The organism is Arthrobacter sp. 2RAF22, assembly GCF_052115325.1.
Taxonomy (GTDB): Bacteria; Actinomycetota; Actinomycetes; order Actinomycetales; family Micrococcaceae; genus Arthrobacter.
The window spans coordinates 707,668-726,523 of sequence record NZ_JBFRGL010000001.1 but is presented as its reverse complement, the minus strand read 5'-3'; the positions used below and the strand labels follow the sequence as shown (position 1 = coordinate 726,523).

The 18,856-nt window shown below is 65.1% G+C and carries 15 protein-coding genes; 10 read left to right on the top strand and 5 right to left on the bottom strand.

All coding sequences use genetic code 11. The features are described from left to right. The first annotated feature begins 20 nt into the window (after positions 1-20). The 6 genes from AB4068_RS03325 (at position 21) to AB4068_RS03300 (ending at position 7,326) form a co-directional block, all read left to right on the top strand. Positions 21-629 (top strand): AAA family ATPase, encoded by a 609-nt coding sequence (locus tag AB4068_RS03325; protein WP_441432650.1) that lies wholly within the window; start codon positions 21-23, stop codon positions 627-629. An 83-nt stretch (positions 630-712) separates the two neighbouring features. Further along, the gene (locus tag AB4068_RS03320) at positions 713-2,062 is read left to right on the top strand and encodes a MinD/ParA family ATP-binding protein (protein ID WP_370872700.1); all 1,350 of its coding nucleotides are present in this window, start codon (positions 713-715) and stop codon (positions 2,060-2,062) included. A 369-nt stretch (positions 2,063-2,431) separates the two neighbouring features. Then, complete coding sequence (locus tag AB4068_RS03315) at positions 2,432-3,328, top strand: hypothetical protein (RefSeq protein ID WP_441432649.1); 897 nt, start codon at positions 2,432-2,434, stop codon at positions 3,326-3,328. A 155-nt stretch (positions 3,329-3,483) separates the two neighbouring features. After that, positions 3,484-4,437 (top strand): hypothetical protein, encoded by a 954-nt coding sequence (locus AB4068_RS03310; protein ID WP_441432648.1) that lies wholly within the window; start codon positions 3,484-3,486, stop codon positions 4,435-4,437. Positions 4,438-4,584: 147 nt separating this feature from the next. Beyond that, on the top strand, positions 4,585-5,805 hold the full coding sequence (locus AB4068_RS03305) for an MFS transporter (RefSeq protein ID WP_284990940.1): 1,221 nt from the start codon (positions 4,585-4,587) through the stop codon (positions 5,803-5,805). Positions 5,806-6,048: 243 nt separating this feature from the next. Further along, the gene (locus tag AB4068_RS03300; RefSeq protein WP_441432647.1) at positions 6,049-7,326 is read left to right on the top strand and encodes an acyltransferase family protein; all 1,278 of its coding nucleotides are present in this window, start codon (positions 6,049-6,051) and stop codon (positions 7,324-7,326) included. Between the two features lie 15 nt (positions 7,327-7,341). Here the strand turns inward: AB4068_RS03300 and AB4068_RS03295 are convergent, their stop codons facing one another. The 4 genes from AB4068_RS03295 to AB4068_RS03280 form a co-directional block, all read right to left on the bottom strand. Further along, positions 7,342-8,136, bottom strand: a complete 795-nt coding sequence (locus AB4068_RS03295) for an alpha/beta fold hydrolase (protein WP_441432646.1) — start codon at positions 8,134-8,136, stop codon at positions 7,342-7,344. A 24-nt stretch (positions 8,137-8,160) separates the two neighbouring features. Next, complete coding sequence (locus tag AB4068_RS03290; RefSeq protein WP_307053692.1) at positions 8,161-9,006, bottom strand: phosphatase PAP2 family protein; 846 nt, start codon at positions 9,004-9,006, stop codon at positions 8,161-8,163. Positions 9,007-9,110: 104 nt separating this feature from the next. Next, positions 9,111-10,121 (bottom strand): glycosyltransferase, encoded by a 1,011-nt coding sequence (locus tag AB4068_RS03285; RefSeq protein ID WP_441432645.1) that lies wholly within the window; start codon positions 10,119-10,121, stop codon positions 9,111-9,113. 12 nt (positions 10,122-10,133) lie between these two features. After that, complete coding sequence (locus AB4068_RS03280; RefSeq protein WP_441432644.1) at positions 10,134-12,305, bottom strand: amylo-alpha-1,6-glucosidase; 2,172 nt, start codon at positions 12,303-12,305, stop codon at positions 10,134-10,136. Between the two features lie 392 nt (positions 12,306-12,697). On the opposite strand from AB4068_RS03280, the gene AB4068_RS03275 reads away from it, so the two are divergent. From AB4068_RS03275 to AB4068_RS03260, 4 genes are all read left to right on the top strand, one after another. Then, positions 12,698-14,116 carry an extracellular solute-binding protein gene (locus AB4068_RS03275; protein ID WP_332602741.1) on the top strand — a complete coding sequence of 473 codons (1,419 nt, stop codon included), beginning with the start codon at positions 12,698-12,700 and terminating at the stop codon, positions 14,114-14,116. Then, positions 14,113-15,081 (top strand): carbohydrate ABC transporter permease, encoded by a 969-nt coding sequence (locus AB4068_RS03270; RefSeq protein WP_441432643.1) that lies wholly within the window; start codon positions 14,113-14,115, stop codon positions 15,079-15,081. The genes AB4068_RS03275 and AB4068_RS03270 overlap by 4 nt, the downstream gene beginning before the upstream one ends. A 92-nt stretch (positions 15,082-15,173) precedes the next feature. Continuing rightward, complete coding sequence (locus AB4068_RS03265; protein ID WP_253257148.1) at positions 15,174-15,977, top strand: carbohydrate ABC transporter permease; 804 nt, start codon at positions 15,174-15,176, stop codon at positions 15,975-15,977. 25 nt (positions 15,978-16,002) lie between these two features. Continuing rightward, a complete protein-coding gene (locus tag AB4068_RS03260; RefSeq protein ID WP_441432642.1) occupies positions 16,003-17,424 on the top strand; it encodes a glycoside hydrolase family 32 protein in 1,422 nt (473 codons plus the stop codon). A 115-nt stretch (positions 17,425-17,539) separates the two neighbouring features. Here AB4068_RS03260 and AB4068_RS03255 read toward each other — a convergent pair whose 3' ends face one another. Next, on the bottom strand, positions 17,540-18,610 hold the full coding sequence (locus tag AB4068_RS03255; RefSeq protein WP_441432641.1) for a LacI family DNA-binding transcriptional regulator: 1,071 nt from the start codon (positions 18,608-18,610) through the stop codon (positions 17,540-17,542). Between the last annotated feature and the right edge of the window lie 246 nt (positions 18,611-18,856).

Here is an 18,856-nt window from a genome sequence, read left to right as displayed (position 1 = left end):
GTTCAATGCAGAACAGACAGTTGAAGACAACCATGCCGCAGGTATTTTTTGTGATCGGGCCGGCGGGCTCCGGCAAGTCGAGCGTCAGCAAGCTCCTCGCCGAACACCACGGTGCCGCTTACATCGACAAGGACACCGCCACCAAGCGATTCACGGAGCTGCTGTTGACACTCGACGGCTCCGATCCGAACGAGCGCGATAATAATGAGTTCTACCAGCGGGCCATCCTGCCGCTGGAGTACGCGTCCATTTTGGACCTCACCCGTGACAACCTGAGCGTCGGCCGCTCCGTGGTCCTGGACGCACCCTTTGGCAAGTTCTTCGCCGATCCGGACTACCTCATCAACGCCGGGCGGGAGCATCATTGGCCCGAGGCCGAACTGATCGTGGTGCATGTTCGAACCGATGGGGAGGCCGTCAGGGCGCGCCTTGTAGCCCGGGGATATGAGCGCGACGAATGGAAGCTCAATAACTGGGAACAATTCTGGTCCGCATCCCAGGTCAACGCCTGTGAGTGGAAAGGTGCCCGCCACGTCGAACTCGACAACAGCGGCGACGCGATCGACGTCGGGCTTCTTGACGTTGTGTTCGGCATCGGCGGTGTTCCGACGTCCGACCCGCCGGCTTGAGCGACCGCCAAAAAACGAATGTCCGAACTGCGCGGCACGCCCGCTATGACGGGTTTGTGACCGTCTCCACCTAGAATTGCTGGTTGAAGCAATTCAAACGAGAGCCGCGGCGCACAACGCTGCGAATCCTAGGGGACAAGACCATGCCGGATTCCGTGGAGAACGAAGCCAGCGCCGCTGCATCTATCGAAGGGCAGCCCGAGCTTCGTCGACGCCGCGATCGCCGTCGCGAAGAGGGTGACCCCTGGACAGGAACCATGCCGATCATCACGCCGAACGATTCCGACGCACCCGCATCCACGCCTGCCCCGCTGCAAAGCAGATCGTGGGCCGAAGCGGCAGCCGCAGCCGACGCATCCACCGGAGCGGTCACCGACCCGGCCAGCGGTGACGCAAGCCGTGAGGAACCGCGCCGCGAGATCCCGACAGCGGCAGCACCGGCGTCGGGCGCTGACTCGCCGGCATCCGCTCGAGCCGGACGGGCCGCAGCCGCCAATGCTCCGATTTCAGACTTCATCTCGTCCCCGGGTTCCTTCGTGAGGGAACAGAAACCGCGTCCCATCGGTGGCTTCCGCGGCATGCTCTACAGGCTGACCGGCGGCGCGTGGAACCTCGGTCCCAGCGCCAAGCAGCGTGAAGAGGACGAGCTCGCGCGGCGCATTTCCCGCCAGCTTCAAGGCAGCTACAACACCGCCGTGCTGAGCCTCAAGGGCGGGATCGGCAAGACCTCGACGACGGTCGGCGTGGGCCTCACCCTGGCGGAATTCCGCGGCGACCCGCCCTGCGCCATCGACGCGAACCCCGATTCCGGCGACCTCGTGGAGCGTGCGCTGGGCGAGGGCATCTACCAAAAGGCCACGCCGCGCACCATCACGGACCTGCTCAAGAACGTGGAAAACGTCGATTCGCTCACGGCGCTGGCCCGGTACATGCACCATGCCGGCCGACTGCACCTGATCGCCGGTGAACAGGACCCGGAAGTTTCGGATTCGCTGACCGCCGAGGAATACTTGCGGATCCGCCAGCTGATCTCGGGCTACTACTCCATCGCGCTGACCGATTGCGGTACCGGCGTAACGCACAATGCCATGAGCGGCATCCTGCAATCGGCCGACAACCTCATCATCGCCGCCGGCTACGCTGTGAGCGGTGCCAAGCGTGCCCGCAGCACCCTTCAGTGGCTTGCGAGCCACGGCTACGAGGACCTCGCGCGCAACGCGATCGTGGTGATCACGGACAAGGACGAGGTGTCGTCCCGCGTGGACAAGGATGCCATCGAGGAACACCTCGCCGGGATTTGCCGCCAGTTGATTGCCGTCCCGCACGACAGGGGAGTGGCCGACGGCGACCTGGTCACCCTTGACGTCCTGCGCCCCGACACCCGGCGTGCGTACAAAGAGATCGCGGCCGCGATCGTGGACGGGTACGTGTAGCGCCTCCCCTTTTCGGGGGCCCCGCCCAACTAGCTCGCATTAGATGTCGTTTTGAGGGCTCAAAACGACATCTAATGCGAGTCAGTTGGGTGGGGCTACTTAGTTATTGCCTAGCGTGACGCCCGCGACACTCTATTACTACTTGTTTTTGCCCGGGTAAGAGCGGGTTCTTACTCGACTACTACGCGGATTGCAAATTGTCGCTTCCGCCGGGATTTCCCTAAAGTTGCCCTTGGACGTCATTCGCTTTGCGGGGCGACCTCGCCATGACCGGGAACTGGGCCCGGGCATGGTGCACCCAATTCCGTGCCTTCATGACACCCTGCTGCGCCCGTTTCTGAACCCGAGGCCAGCACCCAGGAGCCTCTTTTGATTCCCAAAAAACTTGCCTTGATGTTCGCTGCCGTGCTTCTCCTCGGAGTGACGGGTGCCACGGGCGCTCGGCCTTCCGCCAACACAGCGCCCGACGCCGGCGCCGCACCAATCGCCAATGCCGCACCCGCCGCTGAGGTGGCCCCGCTCGCGACGCCAGCTCCAGCACCGCCCGCTGCCCCCACTCCAGCACCGCCCGCCGTTCCGCAGCCTGCCGCCGCTCCCGCGCCCGTCGTCGTCGTGCCCCAGGCTGCCGCCGTACCCCAAGCGGACGCTGTACCCCAAACCGACCAGGGCGGCTCCGTCAAGGTGCTCGACACCACGGCGGCCATCACCGACCCCAACTGGTTCCGCCAGGCCTACGCCGAGGGCTTCCGTCTCTACGTGATGCACTCCACCGTCTGGGGCACGTGCACTCCGTGGCAGCAGACCCAGGCCCAATTGAAGATGGCGCTCGACGCCGGCCTCAAGATCGCGGTCTACACGCGTGACGCGTCGTGCTGGTCGAACGGGATCAAAGCGGCCGGTCCGTACATGTCCCAATTGCAGTTCTTCGCCCTGGACATCGAACCCGGCGGATCCCTGGTGACGCGGGCCATGGTGGATGGCGTGCGGAGCCTTGGCGTGCGGCCCGTGATCTACAGCGGCAGCGGCATGTGGCCCGGGTTGATGGGCAACAGCACCGCATTTGCGGACGTGCCCCTGTGGGATACCGACACGAGCAATCTCAACTACGCCAGCTGGGTCCCCAACTACCTGGCACCGAACCCCGTGCAGTACGGCGGCTGGAATACCGCGGGCACCATGCGCGTGGGCATCCAGCAGAAGTTCGAACATACCCTGAACGGCATCAACGTGGACCTGAACTCGTTCAACGCCAGCTTCCTGAAGTAGTCGCTGCGCTTCGTGCCCTGCGCTGCGCTAAATTCCTGACGCAGACGGAATTCCGGGGGCGCAGGGAACACACCGTGTCGGAGAGCACTGGAGTTGTCCACATGGGGGAATTCGGTGCTGTCGCGGGCCTCAATCGCCGTGGCAGGTTCTTAGGCATGACCCGCTTGCCACGCCTGATACTCAGCCGAGATCACCTTTTTCACGGAACGACCCTCAAGGAACTCGCCCGCAGCGCCAAAACGGGTGCCTTGCATCGCGTCCGCCAAGGCGTGTACGTCGACGGCGCTGCGTGGGCAGCGCTGAAACCGTGGGAACAATACCGTGTCCAGATCAGCGCGGCGGCCGAAACCTCCAGAGCGCGGACCATTTTCGCCAGGCACTCGGCGGCGTCAGTATGGGGGATCCCCACCATCGGCCTGCATCATCCGGTGCAGGCCGTGACCCTGAGGAACGACGGCGGCCGCTCGCGGGCCGGGATAACCCGCCACTACGCGGACCCCTCCGGCCTCAAGGTATGTCGCCGCGAGGGACTGCTGGTGACTGACAGGGTTCGCACCGTACTGGATCTGGCAGCTTTCACCCCGTTCGTCGAAGCGATCGCTCCCTTGGATCACGTGCTCAAAGCCGACCGGAAACGGGGATTGCCTGCCATCACGAAAGAGGCGCTTCTGGCAGGAGCGGACGGAATTTATACGGCGGCGGCCATCCGGAGAATCCAAACGGCGGTCGAATTCGCAGATCCCCTGTCCGGATCCGCGGGGGAATCCTACAGCCGCGCCTTGATGCATGTCGACGGCTTTGAGGCCCCGGTTCTTCAACGCGAATTCCGCGACGAAGCGGGCCTGGTGGGCTTTTCGGACTTCTATTGGAAGGGTGTGCGGGTGGCCGGGGAGTTTGACGGCATCGACAAGTACCTGAAACCGGAATTCCTCAAGGGACGGACCCCCGCTCAAGCCGTCGTCGAGGAGAAGCTGCGCGAAGACCGGATCCGTGCCACGGGGTGCGGCGTCGTCCGTTGGGTGTGGGCGGAACTCATGGCGCCCGGCGTGTTAGAACGGAAGCTGGCAGCGGCAGGCGTGCCCCGGCGTCGTCCGCGCGGAGGCTTTTGACGCTGCGCGGAATGCCTGGCGCTGCGCGGAATGCCTGACGCTGCGCGGAATGCCTGACGCTGCGCGGAATGCCTGACGCTGCCGGAATTCCGTGCGCGACAGGTATTTCGCGCGTCGCAAATGGAGTGGCGGCCTAGGATGAAAGGGATGACGACAACCAGCACCGTTCAACCCTTCAATCTCCGCAGCATCGCGTTGCCCGCCTTTGGGCCCGCCCTGCTGTTCTGTATCGGCGAAGGCGCGGTGCTTCCGGTGGTGGCCTTGTCCGCCCGCGACCTGGGTGCGTCCGTGGCTGTGTCCGCGTTGGTGGTCACCCTGATCGGGCTGGGATCCTGGTTCTTCAACCTGCCCGCGTCGCTCATCACCATTAAATTCGGCGAACGATGGGCCATCGTGGCTGCAGGCGCCGCCGGAGCGTTGGCCTTGTTGGCCGCAGGATTCGCGCCGCTCCTTGCGCACAACGGAATCTGGCTGCTCGCCGCGGCGATGACCGTCGTCGGGATGTCCACGAGCGTCTTCAACCTCGCGCGCCAGAAGTACCTCACGGAAGCCGTCCCCGTGATTTACCGGGCCCGCGCGCTCTCGACGTTGGGCGGAGTGACCCGGATCGGCGTGTTCATCGGCCCGTTCGTCGGTGCGGCCGTGATGCAGTTCGCCGGCATCAGCGGGGCGTATTGGGTTGGCGTGGTGGGCATGGCGGCCGCCGCGGTGTTGTCCCTCACCATCCCGGATCTCGTCTTGCCGGACGACGTCGACGGCGGCCGCAAGGGTCCGGAGCCTACCCTCCGTGGTGTTGCGGTTTCCCATGCGGGCGTGTTCCTCACGATCGGGACCGGGATCCTGCTGCTCAGCGCCCTGCGGGCCTCACGCCAAGTTGTCATCCCGTTGTGGGCGGACCACCTGGGATTGGACGCGACACACGCGTCTCTGATCTACGGCTTGTCCGGCGCGATCGACATGCTGGTGTTCTATCCGGCCGGCAAGCTCATGGACCGCAAGGGGCGCATGTGGGTCGCGGTGCCGTCCACCCTCATCATGGGCGCGGCGTTGTTCCTGATGCCGTCCTCCGCCGAGTTCGTGGGGCTCCTGCTGGCCTCGCTCCTGATCGGCTTCGGCAACGGCATCAGCTCGGGACTCATCATGACTCTCGGCGCCGACTTTTCCCCGGAGAAGGGCCGCGGGCAATTCCTCGGCCTGTGGAGGTTCATTTCCGACGCCGGTGCCACGGGCGGGCCAGTGCTGCTCTCGGCGCTCACTGCCGCAGTATCGCTCGCGGCGGGCGTCTGGGCCACCGGCTTCCTGGGCGTGGCCGCGGCGGCGGTATTCGCCGTCGCGCTCCCGAAACTCAAGCACCGCAGGAACTACTAGTCCCCAGCCGCCCCCTAGCTTCGCAAGCTCAGCCAGGGAACCCCGCGGCTGTGGGCCCACCCACCGGCTCCGTCGCCGGTGGCGGGGCCTAGACCCCCTCGCTTTGCAAGCCACCACCGGCGGTGTGGGCCCAACTGGCTCGCAATTAATGTCGTTTTGAGGGCTCAGAACGACATTACCTGCGAGTCAGTTGGGTATGCGGCTCCCAGATTCCGGTCAGGTGGCTCCGGTATGGTGAATTGGATGTTCTCAGTCATCGCGCCTCCGCATCGTGCCCCCACTGCGAATCCGACCCCTGGGAATCCCGCCAAAGACGGCGCCCCGTCGCTTGGTTCAGGGGCACAGAATCGCCTGCCGAAGAGCGACGCAAAGCAGTCCCGGCCTGATCTGGCGACGCTCACCGCACTGCGTTTTGTTGCCGCTCTGTGGGTGGTGTTCTTCCACCTTCAAGCCATGCAGCACACCTTCCTTGCCCCCGTCTACGAGCTGTTCCGACCCATCATTGCCAACGGCGACCTGGGCGTGGACGTGTTCTTTGTTCTCAGCGGTTTCATCATCACCTACACGTACCTGGACCGACTCGGCCCACGGTTCAGCTGGCGAGCTTCAGCGGACTTTGTCTGGGCCCGGTTCGCCCGGATGTGGCCCGCGTTCGCTCTGGTGGTGGGCGTGTTGGGCCTTTGGTTGGTGTACGGGAGCGCGCAGGAATCCGTGCGGGAATGGTCCCTCCAGACCGAGTCTCCCGACCTGTCGCCGTGGGGTCTCGCCAAGCAGCTGCTGATGATGCATCTCTGGTTCCAGCCGGGTACCGACGGCGCCAGTTGGTTCGGGCCCGGATGGACGGTAAGTGCCGAGTGGCTGGCCTACTTGGCATTTCCGCTGCTGGCGCTGGTCCTGTTCCGGCTACGCCGTCTCCATCCGCTCGCGGCGCTGGCCGCCTCTGTGCTCGTTCTCCTGCCGACGGCCGTCTGGGGTCCGGACTTGCCCATCGCCACGGATGAGCATCAGCCTTACGAATGGCTGCTGCGGATCGCATGCTGCTTCATTGCCGGAGCGTTCGCTTGCATCGCCGCACGGAATGCGAACCGTATGAAATTCAACGCTGCCCTGGCCGGTCCGGGCGCCCTGCTGACCGGAACCGCCGTCGTCGTCTTTCTGGCCACGGCAGGTAAACCGGGTCCGGGACGGCTGGCCGTGCTTGCCTTCCCGTTGCTCATTGCCCTGCTTAGCCTGACCCGCGGCTGGCTCCGCTCGGCATTGTCCGCCCGGTGGCTGCAGTATGGCGGGCACAGCTCCTACAGCCTTTACTTGGTCCACATGTTCTTCATCTACCTCTTCTACTGGCTCATCAGGGACTGGCCGAACGGCGCCGGACCTGTGGCGGAGAACGAGCTCGGGGTGGCATGCTTGCTCGGGATTGCCTTGGCCACCCACCTGCTGTACAGGTATGTCGAGGAACCGGCCCGACTCCGGTTGCGCGCATTGGTGCCGAAGGTCGGGGCCGCGAAGCCGGGGGCGTGATGCCGTGCGTGAACCTCAGCCGCGCGAACTGAGGAACGCGATGGTGTCCGCTGCCACCTGGTCCGGACACTCCCACAAGACCAGATGCCCTACCCCGGGATAGACCTTCAACACCGCGCCTGATATTCGCGCCGCCAAGGCCTCTTGGTGCCTTCGAGGCAACACACCGTCATGCGCGCCCCACAGGATCAGGGTGGGCGCGAGAATGGTTCCGAACTCGGTGGGCGGAGTTGCCGTACGCAAGCCATTGAGGATGAGCTTCCACGCATCGGCGGGCATCCTGAGTCCGTCGCGCACCCGGTCCTCGATAAACCAAGTGGGAACCGCATGCAGCAGTGGGAACCAAGCCAAGGAATTCCGGACCCAGTTCTCGTCGACGGGGTCCTGCAGAGTGGCGACTTCATCGGCGAAAGCAGTCCGGCCCCGAAGGCTCAGCGGAGAGCCAACCAGCACGAGCGCCGCGACGCGACCAGGGTACGCGATGGCTAACTGCTGGGCCACGTAGCCGCCGCTCGAGGAACCAAGAACGGACGCCCTGTGCACACCGAGCGCATCCAGGATGGCTGCGGCGTCCTCGGCCTGCTCCGCCAACGAATAGCCGAGCTCCGGTTTCTCGGCGTCGCCCTGCCCGCGGAGGTCGGGCGCGTAGATCCTGAAGTCCGTCAGCAGGGGTACAAGGCGGTCGAAACTACGGCGGGATTCGCCCCAGGCGTGCAGAAGCAACACCGGCTTCGCATCGGCGTCGCCATGGACCAAACACGGAACCCGAATACCCGTGGTGAGCCTGAGACCCAGGACTTCGGCGCCCATAGCATCAGGGTACGCCGAGCGGCACTAAGGTGACTGCCGCCGTCGGGCATTCAGACCAAATAGCCAAGTGGCCGCGACCGTCGCCAGATAACCGGTGATGACAATCAAGGAGACCCCGGCCCAGAAGTAGTGGGTGGTGCTCTCCTGCCCGAAACCGCTCGCGATTCCGATCAGCGAGTACACCGCAACGGCCGCGGCCACCACGCCCGCGAGGGTCGACAGCGAAAGCCACAAACGCGACGACGCCCAATGGTCGCCGCGGCCGTCCTGGACGTTCCAGCGCTTTCCCGTGCGCAGCACCAGCCAGCCGGCCGGCAGCATGACCGCTCCGACCACGAGGAACGCGGCGACGACGTCGGCAGGCCGGTGCCACTGGTTGATCAAGGTGGAAACTCCGGCCGCCACCGCGAAAGTGCCACCGAGGAACCCCGCCAGGGGCCGCCAGCGGGGCGACACCACCAGGAACACCGCAGCAGCCGCAGACGCCGCGAGCGTGGTGTGACCGGAGGGCAGCGAGTTCAGTTCAATGGTCTGGACGCCGCGGAACGGCCTGTTCGGGAACCAGTCCTTGAGGAGCTGGGTGGCCAGGTTTGCCGCGACACATGCGGCCACCGCGATCCCCGCGGACTTCCAGCGACGGCGCATTAAGGTGACGAAAAGAACCACGACGGCGGCAATCGCCACCGAGGTGACCGGCAGCCAATCGAGGAACTGGGTGGTCGCCCGCTCGGTGGGACCGTTGATGGTCGCGGCCTCCACCAGGGCGGATTCGTCGATGTACTGTCCGGTGGTGGTGCGAACAAAAAAGTAGTAGGTGGCAACGAATGCGGCCATGCATGCCAGGGTTGCGAGCACAAAAAGCAAGCCCATCCCAGCGCCCGGCCAGCGCCTGGTAGCGGTTCCACGTGTGGCCGGCAGCCGGCTCGTCTTAGGAAAACTCATTGCTTTCAGGGTGTCATATTTGGCTGGGAGGATCACTTTTGCTCGGCGAGGAGCTCCTCGTAGAGCGTCAAGTGTTCGGCGACCATGCGCTCGGCACTGAAGTAGTTTTCCGCGGCGTGGCGGCACTCGGCGCGATCCAGCGCGGCGGCGGCGATGACTGCCTCGGCCAGCTCCGGGGGGCTGGGACGAAGGTAGCCCGTGACGCCCTCGGAGACGATTTCCGGGGCGGATCCGCGGAATGTTGCCACCACCGGAGTCCCGGCGGCGAGGGACTCGATCATGGCCATGCCGAAAGGTTCATCCCACTGAAGCGGATTCAGCAAGGCCACGGACCCGCCCAGGAGGACGAACTTGTCCGCAGCGTTCAGCTCGCCGAGGTATTCGACGTCGGGCCCCAGCAGCGGCGCGATAACCGCGGCGTAGTACTCATGTTCTTCCGCGCTGTACATCTTGGCCGCAATTCGCAGCGGCACCTGGGCCAGGCGGGCGGTCTCTATTGCTTCCGGCAGGCCCTTTCCGGGATGCATCCGGCCGAGGAAGCTGGCGTAGCCGCCGTCGCCGGCTCCGAGCGGGACGGATTGCGTGTCGATGCCGTGGTGGATGACCCTCCTTATCTTGATTCCGGGGGCAGTCTCCGCTTGATGGTGCGAGATGGCAATGATCGCGGTGTCTGTGGCCATGGCCTGGTAAATGTCATGGTTTTCTTCTGAAAACGGAAGGTGCGCCGTTGCGACGATGGGCGTTCCCTCCGGCCGATGCCGGTACAGCGGCCCCGCCAAGGTGTTGTCGTGGATGAGGTCGACGTCGTGCATGGCCGCGAAGGCGTACACGCTGTGGCGGAGCTCGTCCGTCCCGTTCCCTATCCGGGAGCCGTCGGCAAGCGGCGGGCCGGGGACCTTGTCCACTGGACACGTGCTTCCGGACGCCGCGGCGAGGAGCACATCGTGGCCCGCGGCCACCAGGCCGCGAGCGAGGATATCGATGATCGACTCCGTCCCCCCGTATGCAGGCGGCGGGACTGGAATCCAAGGCGGCGCAACCAAGCCGATGCGCACCTAGTGCCCCCGCCGCAGACCAGAGGTGACGTGGTGGACATCCAAGAGATCGGACAACGGCTTGCGGGCTTCGCGGTGCAGCGCGACATCCTCGGGCAGGTCCGTGACCCGTGTTTCTCCGTTGACCACCTCCACGGAGATCCGGGAGCCGGCAAGCGGGATGTTCCGCATTTTGATCCGGCCGAAGCCTTCGGGAACCACCGGTGCCAGCCAGAGGCCGCCGTGAGTGAGGCAAGGATCGAAACGGAGCAATACGCGCAGCAAGTGAACAGGTGTGGCAGCGGCCCACGCTTGCGGCGAACAGGACGAAGGGTAGGGGACGGGCGTCCCGTAGGTTTTCCTGTCCAGGCCGCAGAACAACTCCGGTAGCCGTCCGTCGAACGCCTCTGCCGCATCGAGTAGGCCCGTGACGAGGCGCTGGGACTCCTCGACGAAGCCGTAGCGCATCAATCCGCCCGCAATGAGGGCATTGTCATGCGGCCACACCGAGCCGTTGTGGTAGCTCGCCGGGTTGTAGGCCGCCATGTCCGAGGCCAACGTCCGGACGCCCCAGCCCGTGTACATTGTGTCCGACATGAGCCGCTCCGCGACTAACCGAGCCCTGTCGTCGTCGACGATTCCGCTCCACAGGCAGTGACCCATATTGGATGCGCAGGCGTCTACCGGCCGCTTGTCGCGATCGAGGGCGATGGCGAAATAGCCGCGTTCTGGGAGCCAGAATTGCTCGTTGAACTTTCGCTTGAGTTCGGCCGCCCGCGCGCCCCACACCGCAGCCAGCTTCAGGTCGCCCTCCTCCTGGGCCATCAAGGCCCGGCTGAGATAGGCGGTGTAGACGTAGCCTTGGACTTCGCACAAGGCGATCGGCGGCTCCGCCAATGTGCCGTCGGCGAAATTGATCCCGTCCCCGGAGTCCTTCCAGCCTTGATTGAGGAGGCCATGGTCCGTGGCCCGCGAGTACTCAACGAACCCGTCGCCGTCGGCGTCTCCGTAGTCGCGGATCCAGTCAAGGGCCCGGTCCACCGCCGGCAGAAGGGACTCCGAGACCTCGGAATGGAACCCCCAGCGGGTGAGCTCCCCCGCGAGCGTGACGAACAACGGGGTGGCATCCACTGAACCGTAGTACGCACTGCCGCCGCCAAGCGCGAGGCCTGTCGTGGCGCCCAGGCGCACCTCATGCAGGATCCGGCCCGGCTCCTCTTCGCTGAGCGGATTGACGGTCCGGCCCTGATGGTCGGCCAAGGTTTTGAGCGTTCCCAACGCCAGGGACGGGTCCAGTGGAAGGGTCATGAAGGACGTCAGGAGGGAGTCCCGGCCGAAAAGCGCCATGAACCAAGGCGATCCTGCGGCCACCACCGTCCGTCCGGGATGGTCGGGGTCGAAGATCCTGAGGGAACCGAGGTCTTCCCTGCTCCGGGCCAATGCTTTGTCGAAGGCCTGGTTGGCAAGCTCCGTTATGGGAACCCTGCCGTGCCACTCCTGAAGCCTTTCTTCAGGAAGATCGTAGGCGCGCTGGTTGCCCCAAACCTGGGCGTCCGCCTCGGGTCCAACTCCGTCGATGCGGGGCGTGGCCGTCACACCCGTGGACCAATGGCCTTGGGGCTCAAGAGAGATGTCGTAGCTGACGACGTCTCCGTCAACCTCGGAATTCGGTGCGTCAATGGTGACAAGTACGTGCCGCCCCTCCCGCTGGGACTCGAGGACTAACGAACCGTCACTGGCCCGCGTCAAATGCACACTCTCGTGGCGTGCCCGGCCTTCCTTCACTTCGAAGATGTCCGCAAAGTCCGCATTGACCGTGAGTGAAACCGTGGCGTGTGTGGGCTTGCTGGAAAAATTCCTGATCGTAATCTCTTCGTGCACCCCGCCGAACAGGCTCCGCCGGCGCTCGATCAGGAGATGGCTGTCTGCCAAGCCATCGGTGCGAGACGCTCGGCCGACGAAATCGGCACGATAGGGCTCCGGGACAGGGGAACCCAAGGCCTCGATGGGGTGGCCGTTCACCTCCAACGCCCAGTTCGAAACGAACCGTGTGTCGCGGAAGAACATCCCGTGCGGGCGCAGTTGGTCCATATCGCCGTTGGCCGCCGACACGCAAAACGATGTTCCTGCCAAAAGTGTCACGGCACCTGCGCCGGCCGAACCTGCGAGGTTCTCGGCATTCCAACCTGTCATTAATGGGCTCCAAAGCTAGGGACGGGGGAATGGGGCAGCTTGCTTCAGCGTATTCGCCGCGTCTTCGGAAGTGAACCCTCCTGCAGATATGGGGGCTCTTGGGTGGACGCTCGCTCGGATATGGCGGGTTGTGGGTGGACGCTCGCTCGGATATGGCGGGTTGTGGGCCTGGGGTTGAGCGCGGTTGGTGAGCGAGGGTTTGGCCAATAGGCCACATAGGTGAGCGAGGGTTTGCCGGTTTGGCCTTGTATCCGAGCGAGCGTCCGGGAAAAAGGGCACATAGGTGAGCGGGCGTCGGGGACGAGTGAGGGAGCCGTAACACGAATGTGACGCTTGACACGTGTTAGGCGATGGATTTACGCTACCTAACACGTGTTAGGAAGGAATTGGACATGGCAGGAAGCAATGGGAAGCTGCGTGAGATCTCACGCAGGACGGCCCTTGGTGCCTTGGGTGCGGGAATTGTCGGAGCAACAGTGGCGTCGTGGCCGCGGTTGACCGGCATGGACATCCCGGGCCGCGGGGACAACAGCCTTAGCATCGCCATCTTGGGAACCGCAGCGGACGCAGCCGCCCGCCAGCGGGTCATCGATGCATTCGCTAAAGTGCACCCGGAGATCAAGGTGAAGGTCCAGGCCATCCAGGCCGCGGACTGGAAGGACTTCTTCACCAAGATCCTCACCATGGTGGCAGCAGGAACGCCACCGGATGTGGTCTACGTGGCCACGGAAGGTGCCCAGCTCTTCGCCGAGAAACTGGCGCACCCCTTGGACGAGTACCTTCGCCGCGACGCCGCGGACATGAAGGAGTACTTCGCGGACGTCCACCCGAGCCTCGTGGAGGCGTTCATGTACAAGGGCAGCCTGTTCCAGCTTCCCATCGACTGGAACGCCGCCAACATGTACTACAACACCTCGGCCCTTCAGCAAGCCGGACTCGAACGTCCGGCAGACAACTGGACCCAGGTCGATTTCCGCGACACCTTGGCTTCGATGCGCAAAGCGAGGCCGCAGGACTTCACTCCGTACTACTGGACCAACAGGCTCTTCGGTGGCGTGGTGCCCTGGCTCTATGCCAACGACACCAGCTTCCTCAAGGAATCCAAGTCCACCGGCGGCGAATGGCTCTGGGACAGCTTCTACGCCCAGGATCCGTCACGCGGGCTGCGCTCCGGCGGCTACCAGTGGCTTGAGCCCAACGCGGATGACCCGCGGGTGTACGAATCGTTCGACTACCTCCGCGGCCTCGTCAAGGATGGCCTCGGCGTTCGTCCCGAGGAGGGTGGCGGAAATTCACTCGTCGGGCTGTTCGCCTCCAACAGGATCGGCATGACCCCGGCCGGCGGCTACTGGGTGGAAGGCCTCCACGAAGCCGGAATGAAGGAAGACGGCTTCGACGTCCAGTTCTTCCCGCGCTGGCGCACCCAGCGGCACCAGTTCGGCACCGCCGGCTACGCCATCATGAAGACCGCCAAGGACAAGGACGCGGCGTGGGAGTGGCTCAAGTTCGCTTCCAGCCTGGAAGCCATGCGCCTGGTCTTCCCGACGCCGAACACCACCCCGGCGCGCCGTTCCATGGTCAACGAGCAGTTGTACGCCGGACGCGGACCCAAGCATTGGAAAGTCTTCTACGACACCCTCGACAAATTCCCCACCACAGGTCCCATTCCGGCGCCGCCCCAGCAGGCCGCCGTCGAGACCGCCCTGATGAAAAACGTATCCCTGGCCGTCAGCGGTGATGAGAACCAGCTCAAGCAGGCCCTCGCCTCCATGCAACGCGACCTTGAGATCGCCTTGAGGAGGCAGGCATGAGCACGGCAACAACGGGCATGTCCACCAAACGCCGCAACGGCGCGGGGCCAAAGCGCCGAAACGGCGCCGGAACCGGGGGCGAGACTACCGGGAGACAGCGTCAGCGCTGGCTGCCCTGGGCGTTCCTCGCTCCCACCATCCTTGGCATGGGGCTTTTCACGCTCGTGCCGATCGTTGCTTCCGTGGTTCTCGCCTTCTTCCGCTGGGACATTATTTCGGCGCCAAGTTTCGTCGGGTTCGACAACTTCGCCGAAGTGGTCCAGGACCCCACAGTGCGTGTTTCGTTCCTGAACACGATCCTGTTCGTGGTGGTCGCCGTCGCGCTTCAGCTCGGCCTCGCGCTAGCACTGGCGATCATGGTGCAGGAGAAGCTCCCGGCCTGGCTTCGTGTCTTCTTCCGCAGCGCCTTCTTCTTCCCTCTGATCCTGTCCGCGGCGTCGGTGTCCATCTTCATGCGCTACCTGTTCAACGAACAGTTCGGCGTGGTCAACTGGCTCTTGTCCTTCGTCGGCATCCCCGCCGTCCCGTGGCTGACGACGCCGGCCGGTTCTGCCGCCGTCGTGATCCTCGTGTACGTGTGGCAGAACTTCGGGTTCTCGTTCCTGTTGTTCATCGGCGGACTGGCGTCCATCCCCACCGAAACGTACGAGGCTGCGTCGATCGACGGCGCCACGGGCTGGCGCAAGCACCTCCACGTGACGCTGCCCCTCCTGAGCCCCACCACCTTGGTGGCGTCCGTCATGGCGATCATCAACGCCCTGCAAGTGTTCGACCAGCCCTACGTCCTCACCCGCGGCGGCCCCGGCGACGCCACGCGCACCGCAGTGATGGTGATCTTCGAGTCCGCGTTCCAGCGCCTCGAGTTCGGCCAGGCCTCGGCGATCGGCGTCATCCTCACGCTGATCATCATGGCCATTACCGCCGCCCAGTTCCGGCTCAGCAAACGATTCGTCTTCTACCAGTAAGGCCCGCCATGACTACAACCTCAACCCAGCGCGCCGCCGTCGATCGCTTGGCTCCCCAGCGGCTCGCGCCGCGAAAGAAGCGGAACTGGAGCATGGCGGGACGAATCGTGCTGCTCCTGATCGCGTCCGTTTTCATCCTCGGTCCGGTGCTGTGGACCCTGTCCACCTCGCTGCGGCCACCGGCGGAATCGTTCCAACTGCCGCCGTCGTTCCTTCCCCTCAACCCCGATTTCTCGTCGTATGACCAGGTCTTCAAGCAGCTCAACATCATGCTTCTGGTTCTCAACAGCGCCCTCGTGACGGGACTGATCGCCGTCGGGCAGATGTTCACGGCGGCGCTCGCCGGTTACGCGTTCGCGAACCTCAAGTTCCGCGGCCGCGGGGCACTGTTCTCGATTGTGCTGGCCACCATGATGGTCCCGGCGCAGGTGACGATCGTTCCGGTCTTCATGCTGATCCGCGGCATCGGTCTGTCCGACACGCTCCTCGCGCTCATCCTTCCGGCGATCCCGACGGCGTTCGGCACCTTCCTGATGCGGCAGTACTTCCTGGGGCTCCCGGCCGATTTGGGCGAGGCCGCCGCGATCGACGGAGCCTCGCCGTGGCGCACGTTCCGTTCCGTGTATGCGCCGCTGGCGATGCCGGGCATGGCGATCGTGGGCATCCTGGCTTTCAATTACCACTGGAACGAGTTCTTCCGCCCGCTCATCCTGACCATCTCCGAGCAGAACTTCACGCTCCCGCTGGGCCTGGTGTCGCTGCAGGGCAACCTGGGCACGGGCAGCATCTCCGTGGTGCTGGCAGGCGTGATCCTCTCCATGATTCCCGCCCTGGTGGTGTTCATGTTCGGCCAACGCGCCTTGCGTGACGGACTCACCGCCGGCACCGGCAAATAGCCTCTACTTCCCTGAAAGGACTTCGATGACGGACCTCATTTCGTCCGCCCCTGCACTCGCCGCGGCGGCCACCCACCCGGACCCGGCTTTCCCGCGCTTCCACCCGCGGCCGGCGCACGGCTGGATCAACGACCCCAACGGCGTCAGCTACATCAACGGCCGCTACCACGTGTTCTTCCAGTTCAACCCGGAATCGGCACGGCACCACCGGATCCAGTGGGGCCACGTGAGCTCCCCGGACCTGGTCCACTGGGATGAACACCCCGTCGCGCTGCGCCCGCAGGATGGCGGGCCGGACGAGTTCGGCTGCTGGACCGGCGTAGTGACCGACGACGGCGGTGTCCCCACCGCTGCGTACTCCGGCGTGCGGGGCGACGGGGGTCACTCGCAGGTGGTGATTTCCCGGGGCTCGGCGGACCTGGTGTCCTGGGAACAGGATGGCCACATTGCCGCTTCCATGCCGGACGACGGCCTTGTCACGGCCGTGCGCGACCCCTTCATCTTCCACTTCAACGGCAAGCGCTACGCCATGCAGGGCGCCGGGCTGGCCAATGGACATGCTGCTTTGCTGCTGTACACGGTGGAGGACATGTCCGACTGGAAGTACCAAGGCATTTGGCTGACCACGGAAAACCCGGTGGCGGCTGCGCAGACGCCGGCTGAGATCTGGGAGTGCCCGCAACTGGTCCGTGTGCCGTCCGACGAGGCGGCGTCCGACGGGGACGACACCTGGGTCATGATGTTCTCCCTGTGGCTCTCCGGGGATGACCACGAGCACGCAAACGGAGTCGGCCACCTGATCGGCTCGCTCGCCGAGGACCCGTCTACCGGGCTGCCGGTGTTCGTCCCGCGTTCCGGCGGCAGGTCCGACCTTGGCAGGGACTTCTATGCTCCGCAGATCGTTCAGCTGGATACTGCGTCTTCGTCCGGCTCGGAGTCGGAGCCGCGTGCCCTGCTGTGGGGATGGGCCAACGAAGGCCCGGGTCGTGATGGCCGGCGTGGCCGTTCGCAGGACGAGATCGACGCCGCAGGCTGGGCGGGCGTCTTAACCCACCCGCGCTTCCTCTCGGTTGAGGACGGCGCATTGGTGGTTGCTCCGGCGCCGGAGGTGGACGCTTACCGGGGTCCTGTCCTCGCGGCCGGGGCTTCCGGGGCCGTTGACTTGCCGCCGTTTGCCGAGGCAGTTGTGACGGCTGGGACTGTTGCTGGAGCCGGTGAGGTTCGGCTGGTCCTGGCCTCCGGCGCGGAACGGCAAGTTGTGTTTGCAGGGCCGTTGTCCGAGGGCGAGGAACTCCGCATCTTCGTGGATGCTTCCTTGGTGGAGGTGTATCGGACAGGTTCCGTCGCCACGACACTCCGCGCCTACCCTGCGGCCGGGGAAGCATGGATCCTTGAGCTTCCCGAAGGTGCGGCCGCGGAGGTCTGGGAACTGAAGCTGCCGGAATAGGCGGCAGGCCGCCGTCGGGCACTCAACTTTTGACCACTTTTGGCCGGTGCTGCAGTCCGGGATCCCCGTATTTCCGCGGATTCCCGGGCGGCGGCCCGGCCAAAAGTGGTCGGATCTAGAGAGCGGGTACGGGCCCGGTGGACTCACGGACCACCAAACGGCAGGGGACCATGGTTTCCAAGCCGCCGTTGGCCTCGAAACCGCCGCCGCCGCCCGTCGTCGGTCGCCGTGCCGGGTCCCCAATCTGCCCAAGCAACATGCCCATCGCGGCCGCGCCCATTTCGCGCAAGGGAAGCGCCATGGTGGTGAGCGCAGGAACCATGGTGGCCGCGATGCGGAACTCGTCGTCGTAACCCATAATCGAGAGGTCGCGCGGTACGGAAAGGCCCAGCCGCGCCGCAGCCAGGGCGACGCCGATGGCGAGTCGATCGTTCGCGCAGACAATCGCCGTCGGCCGCTCGGTGGCGGAGAGCAGGCCCATGGCGCCGTGGAAGCCGTCGTTGATGTCCCAACCGGCCATGAACACGCGGTCTTCGCGGACCGGGATGGCGGCCTTGGCCATGGCCTCCCGATGCCCCACGATGCGCAGGGGCACAGCCGGTGAGGCGGCGGCCCCGGCGAGGAATGCGATATCGCGATGGCCCAGCTGCAGGAGGTGCTCTGTGGCTTCCCGACCGCCGGAAACTTCGTCCGGGATCACGTGGTGCAGCCGTGGGGCGGGGCTGCTGTCGTAGCAATTGGCGAGGACAGAGGGGACCCGCAGCATGCCCTGGGGGACGTCGAGCGGCTTCAAACCGACCGTGACGTACATCAGCCCGTCCACTTGCCGGTCCAACAGGGTCTCGACGGCGCTCTCGTCACGGGAGGCGTCGCGCTCGGTGTCCATCACGACGGTGACGAAGCCGTGGGCGCGGGCGACGTCGTCGGCGCCGCCGATGATGTTGCCATCGAACGGGCTCACCACCACCTCGTCCGACACGATGCCGATCACGCGCGTTCGCTGGTTCCGAAGGCTCAGGGCGATGGGGTTGGGGGAGTAGTTCAGGTCCGCTGCGGCCTGCCGGATGCGGTCCTGGCTTTCCTTGGCCACGTTGCCGTCTCCCCGGCCGTTGAGCACCAGCGACACCGCACTCCGCGAGACGCCCGCCCGTTTGGCGACGTCGAGTGCTGTGGCCTTGCGCTGCATGCGGGCTCCTCCGGCTGTGGTTCCGATTCTTGCTGCATTCTACCTAACGCGTGTGAGGAGTGGTTCCGGTCCACGTTCCCCGCGTTCCCCAGCCCGACGCTCGCTCACATATATGGCCTTCCAGCCGAACGCTCGCTCACATCATGAGCGAGCGTCGGCCGAAAACACCCCAAAGGTGAGCGAGCGTCCGGAGGGGCGCGCGTGCCACGCCGGCCCCACGACGCCGGGCGGCCCCACGACGCCCGG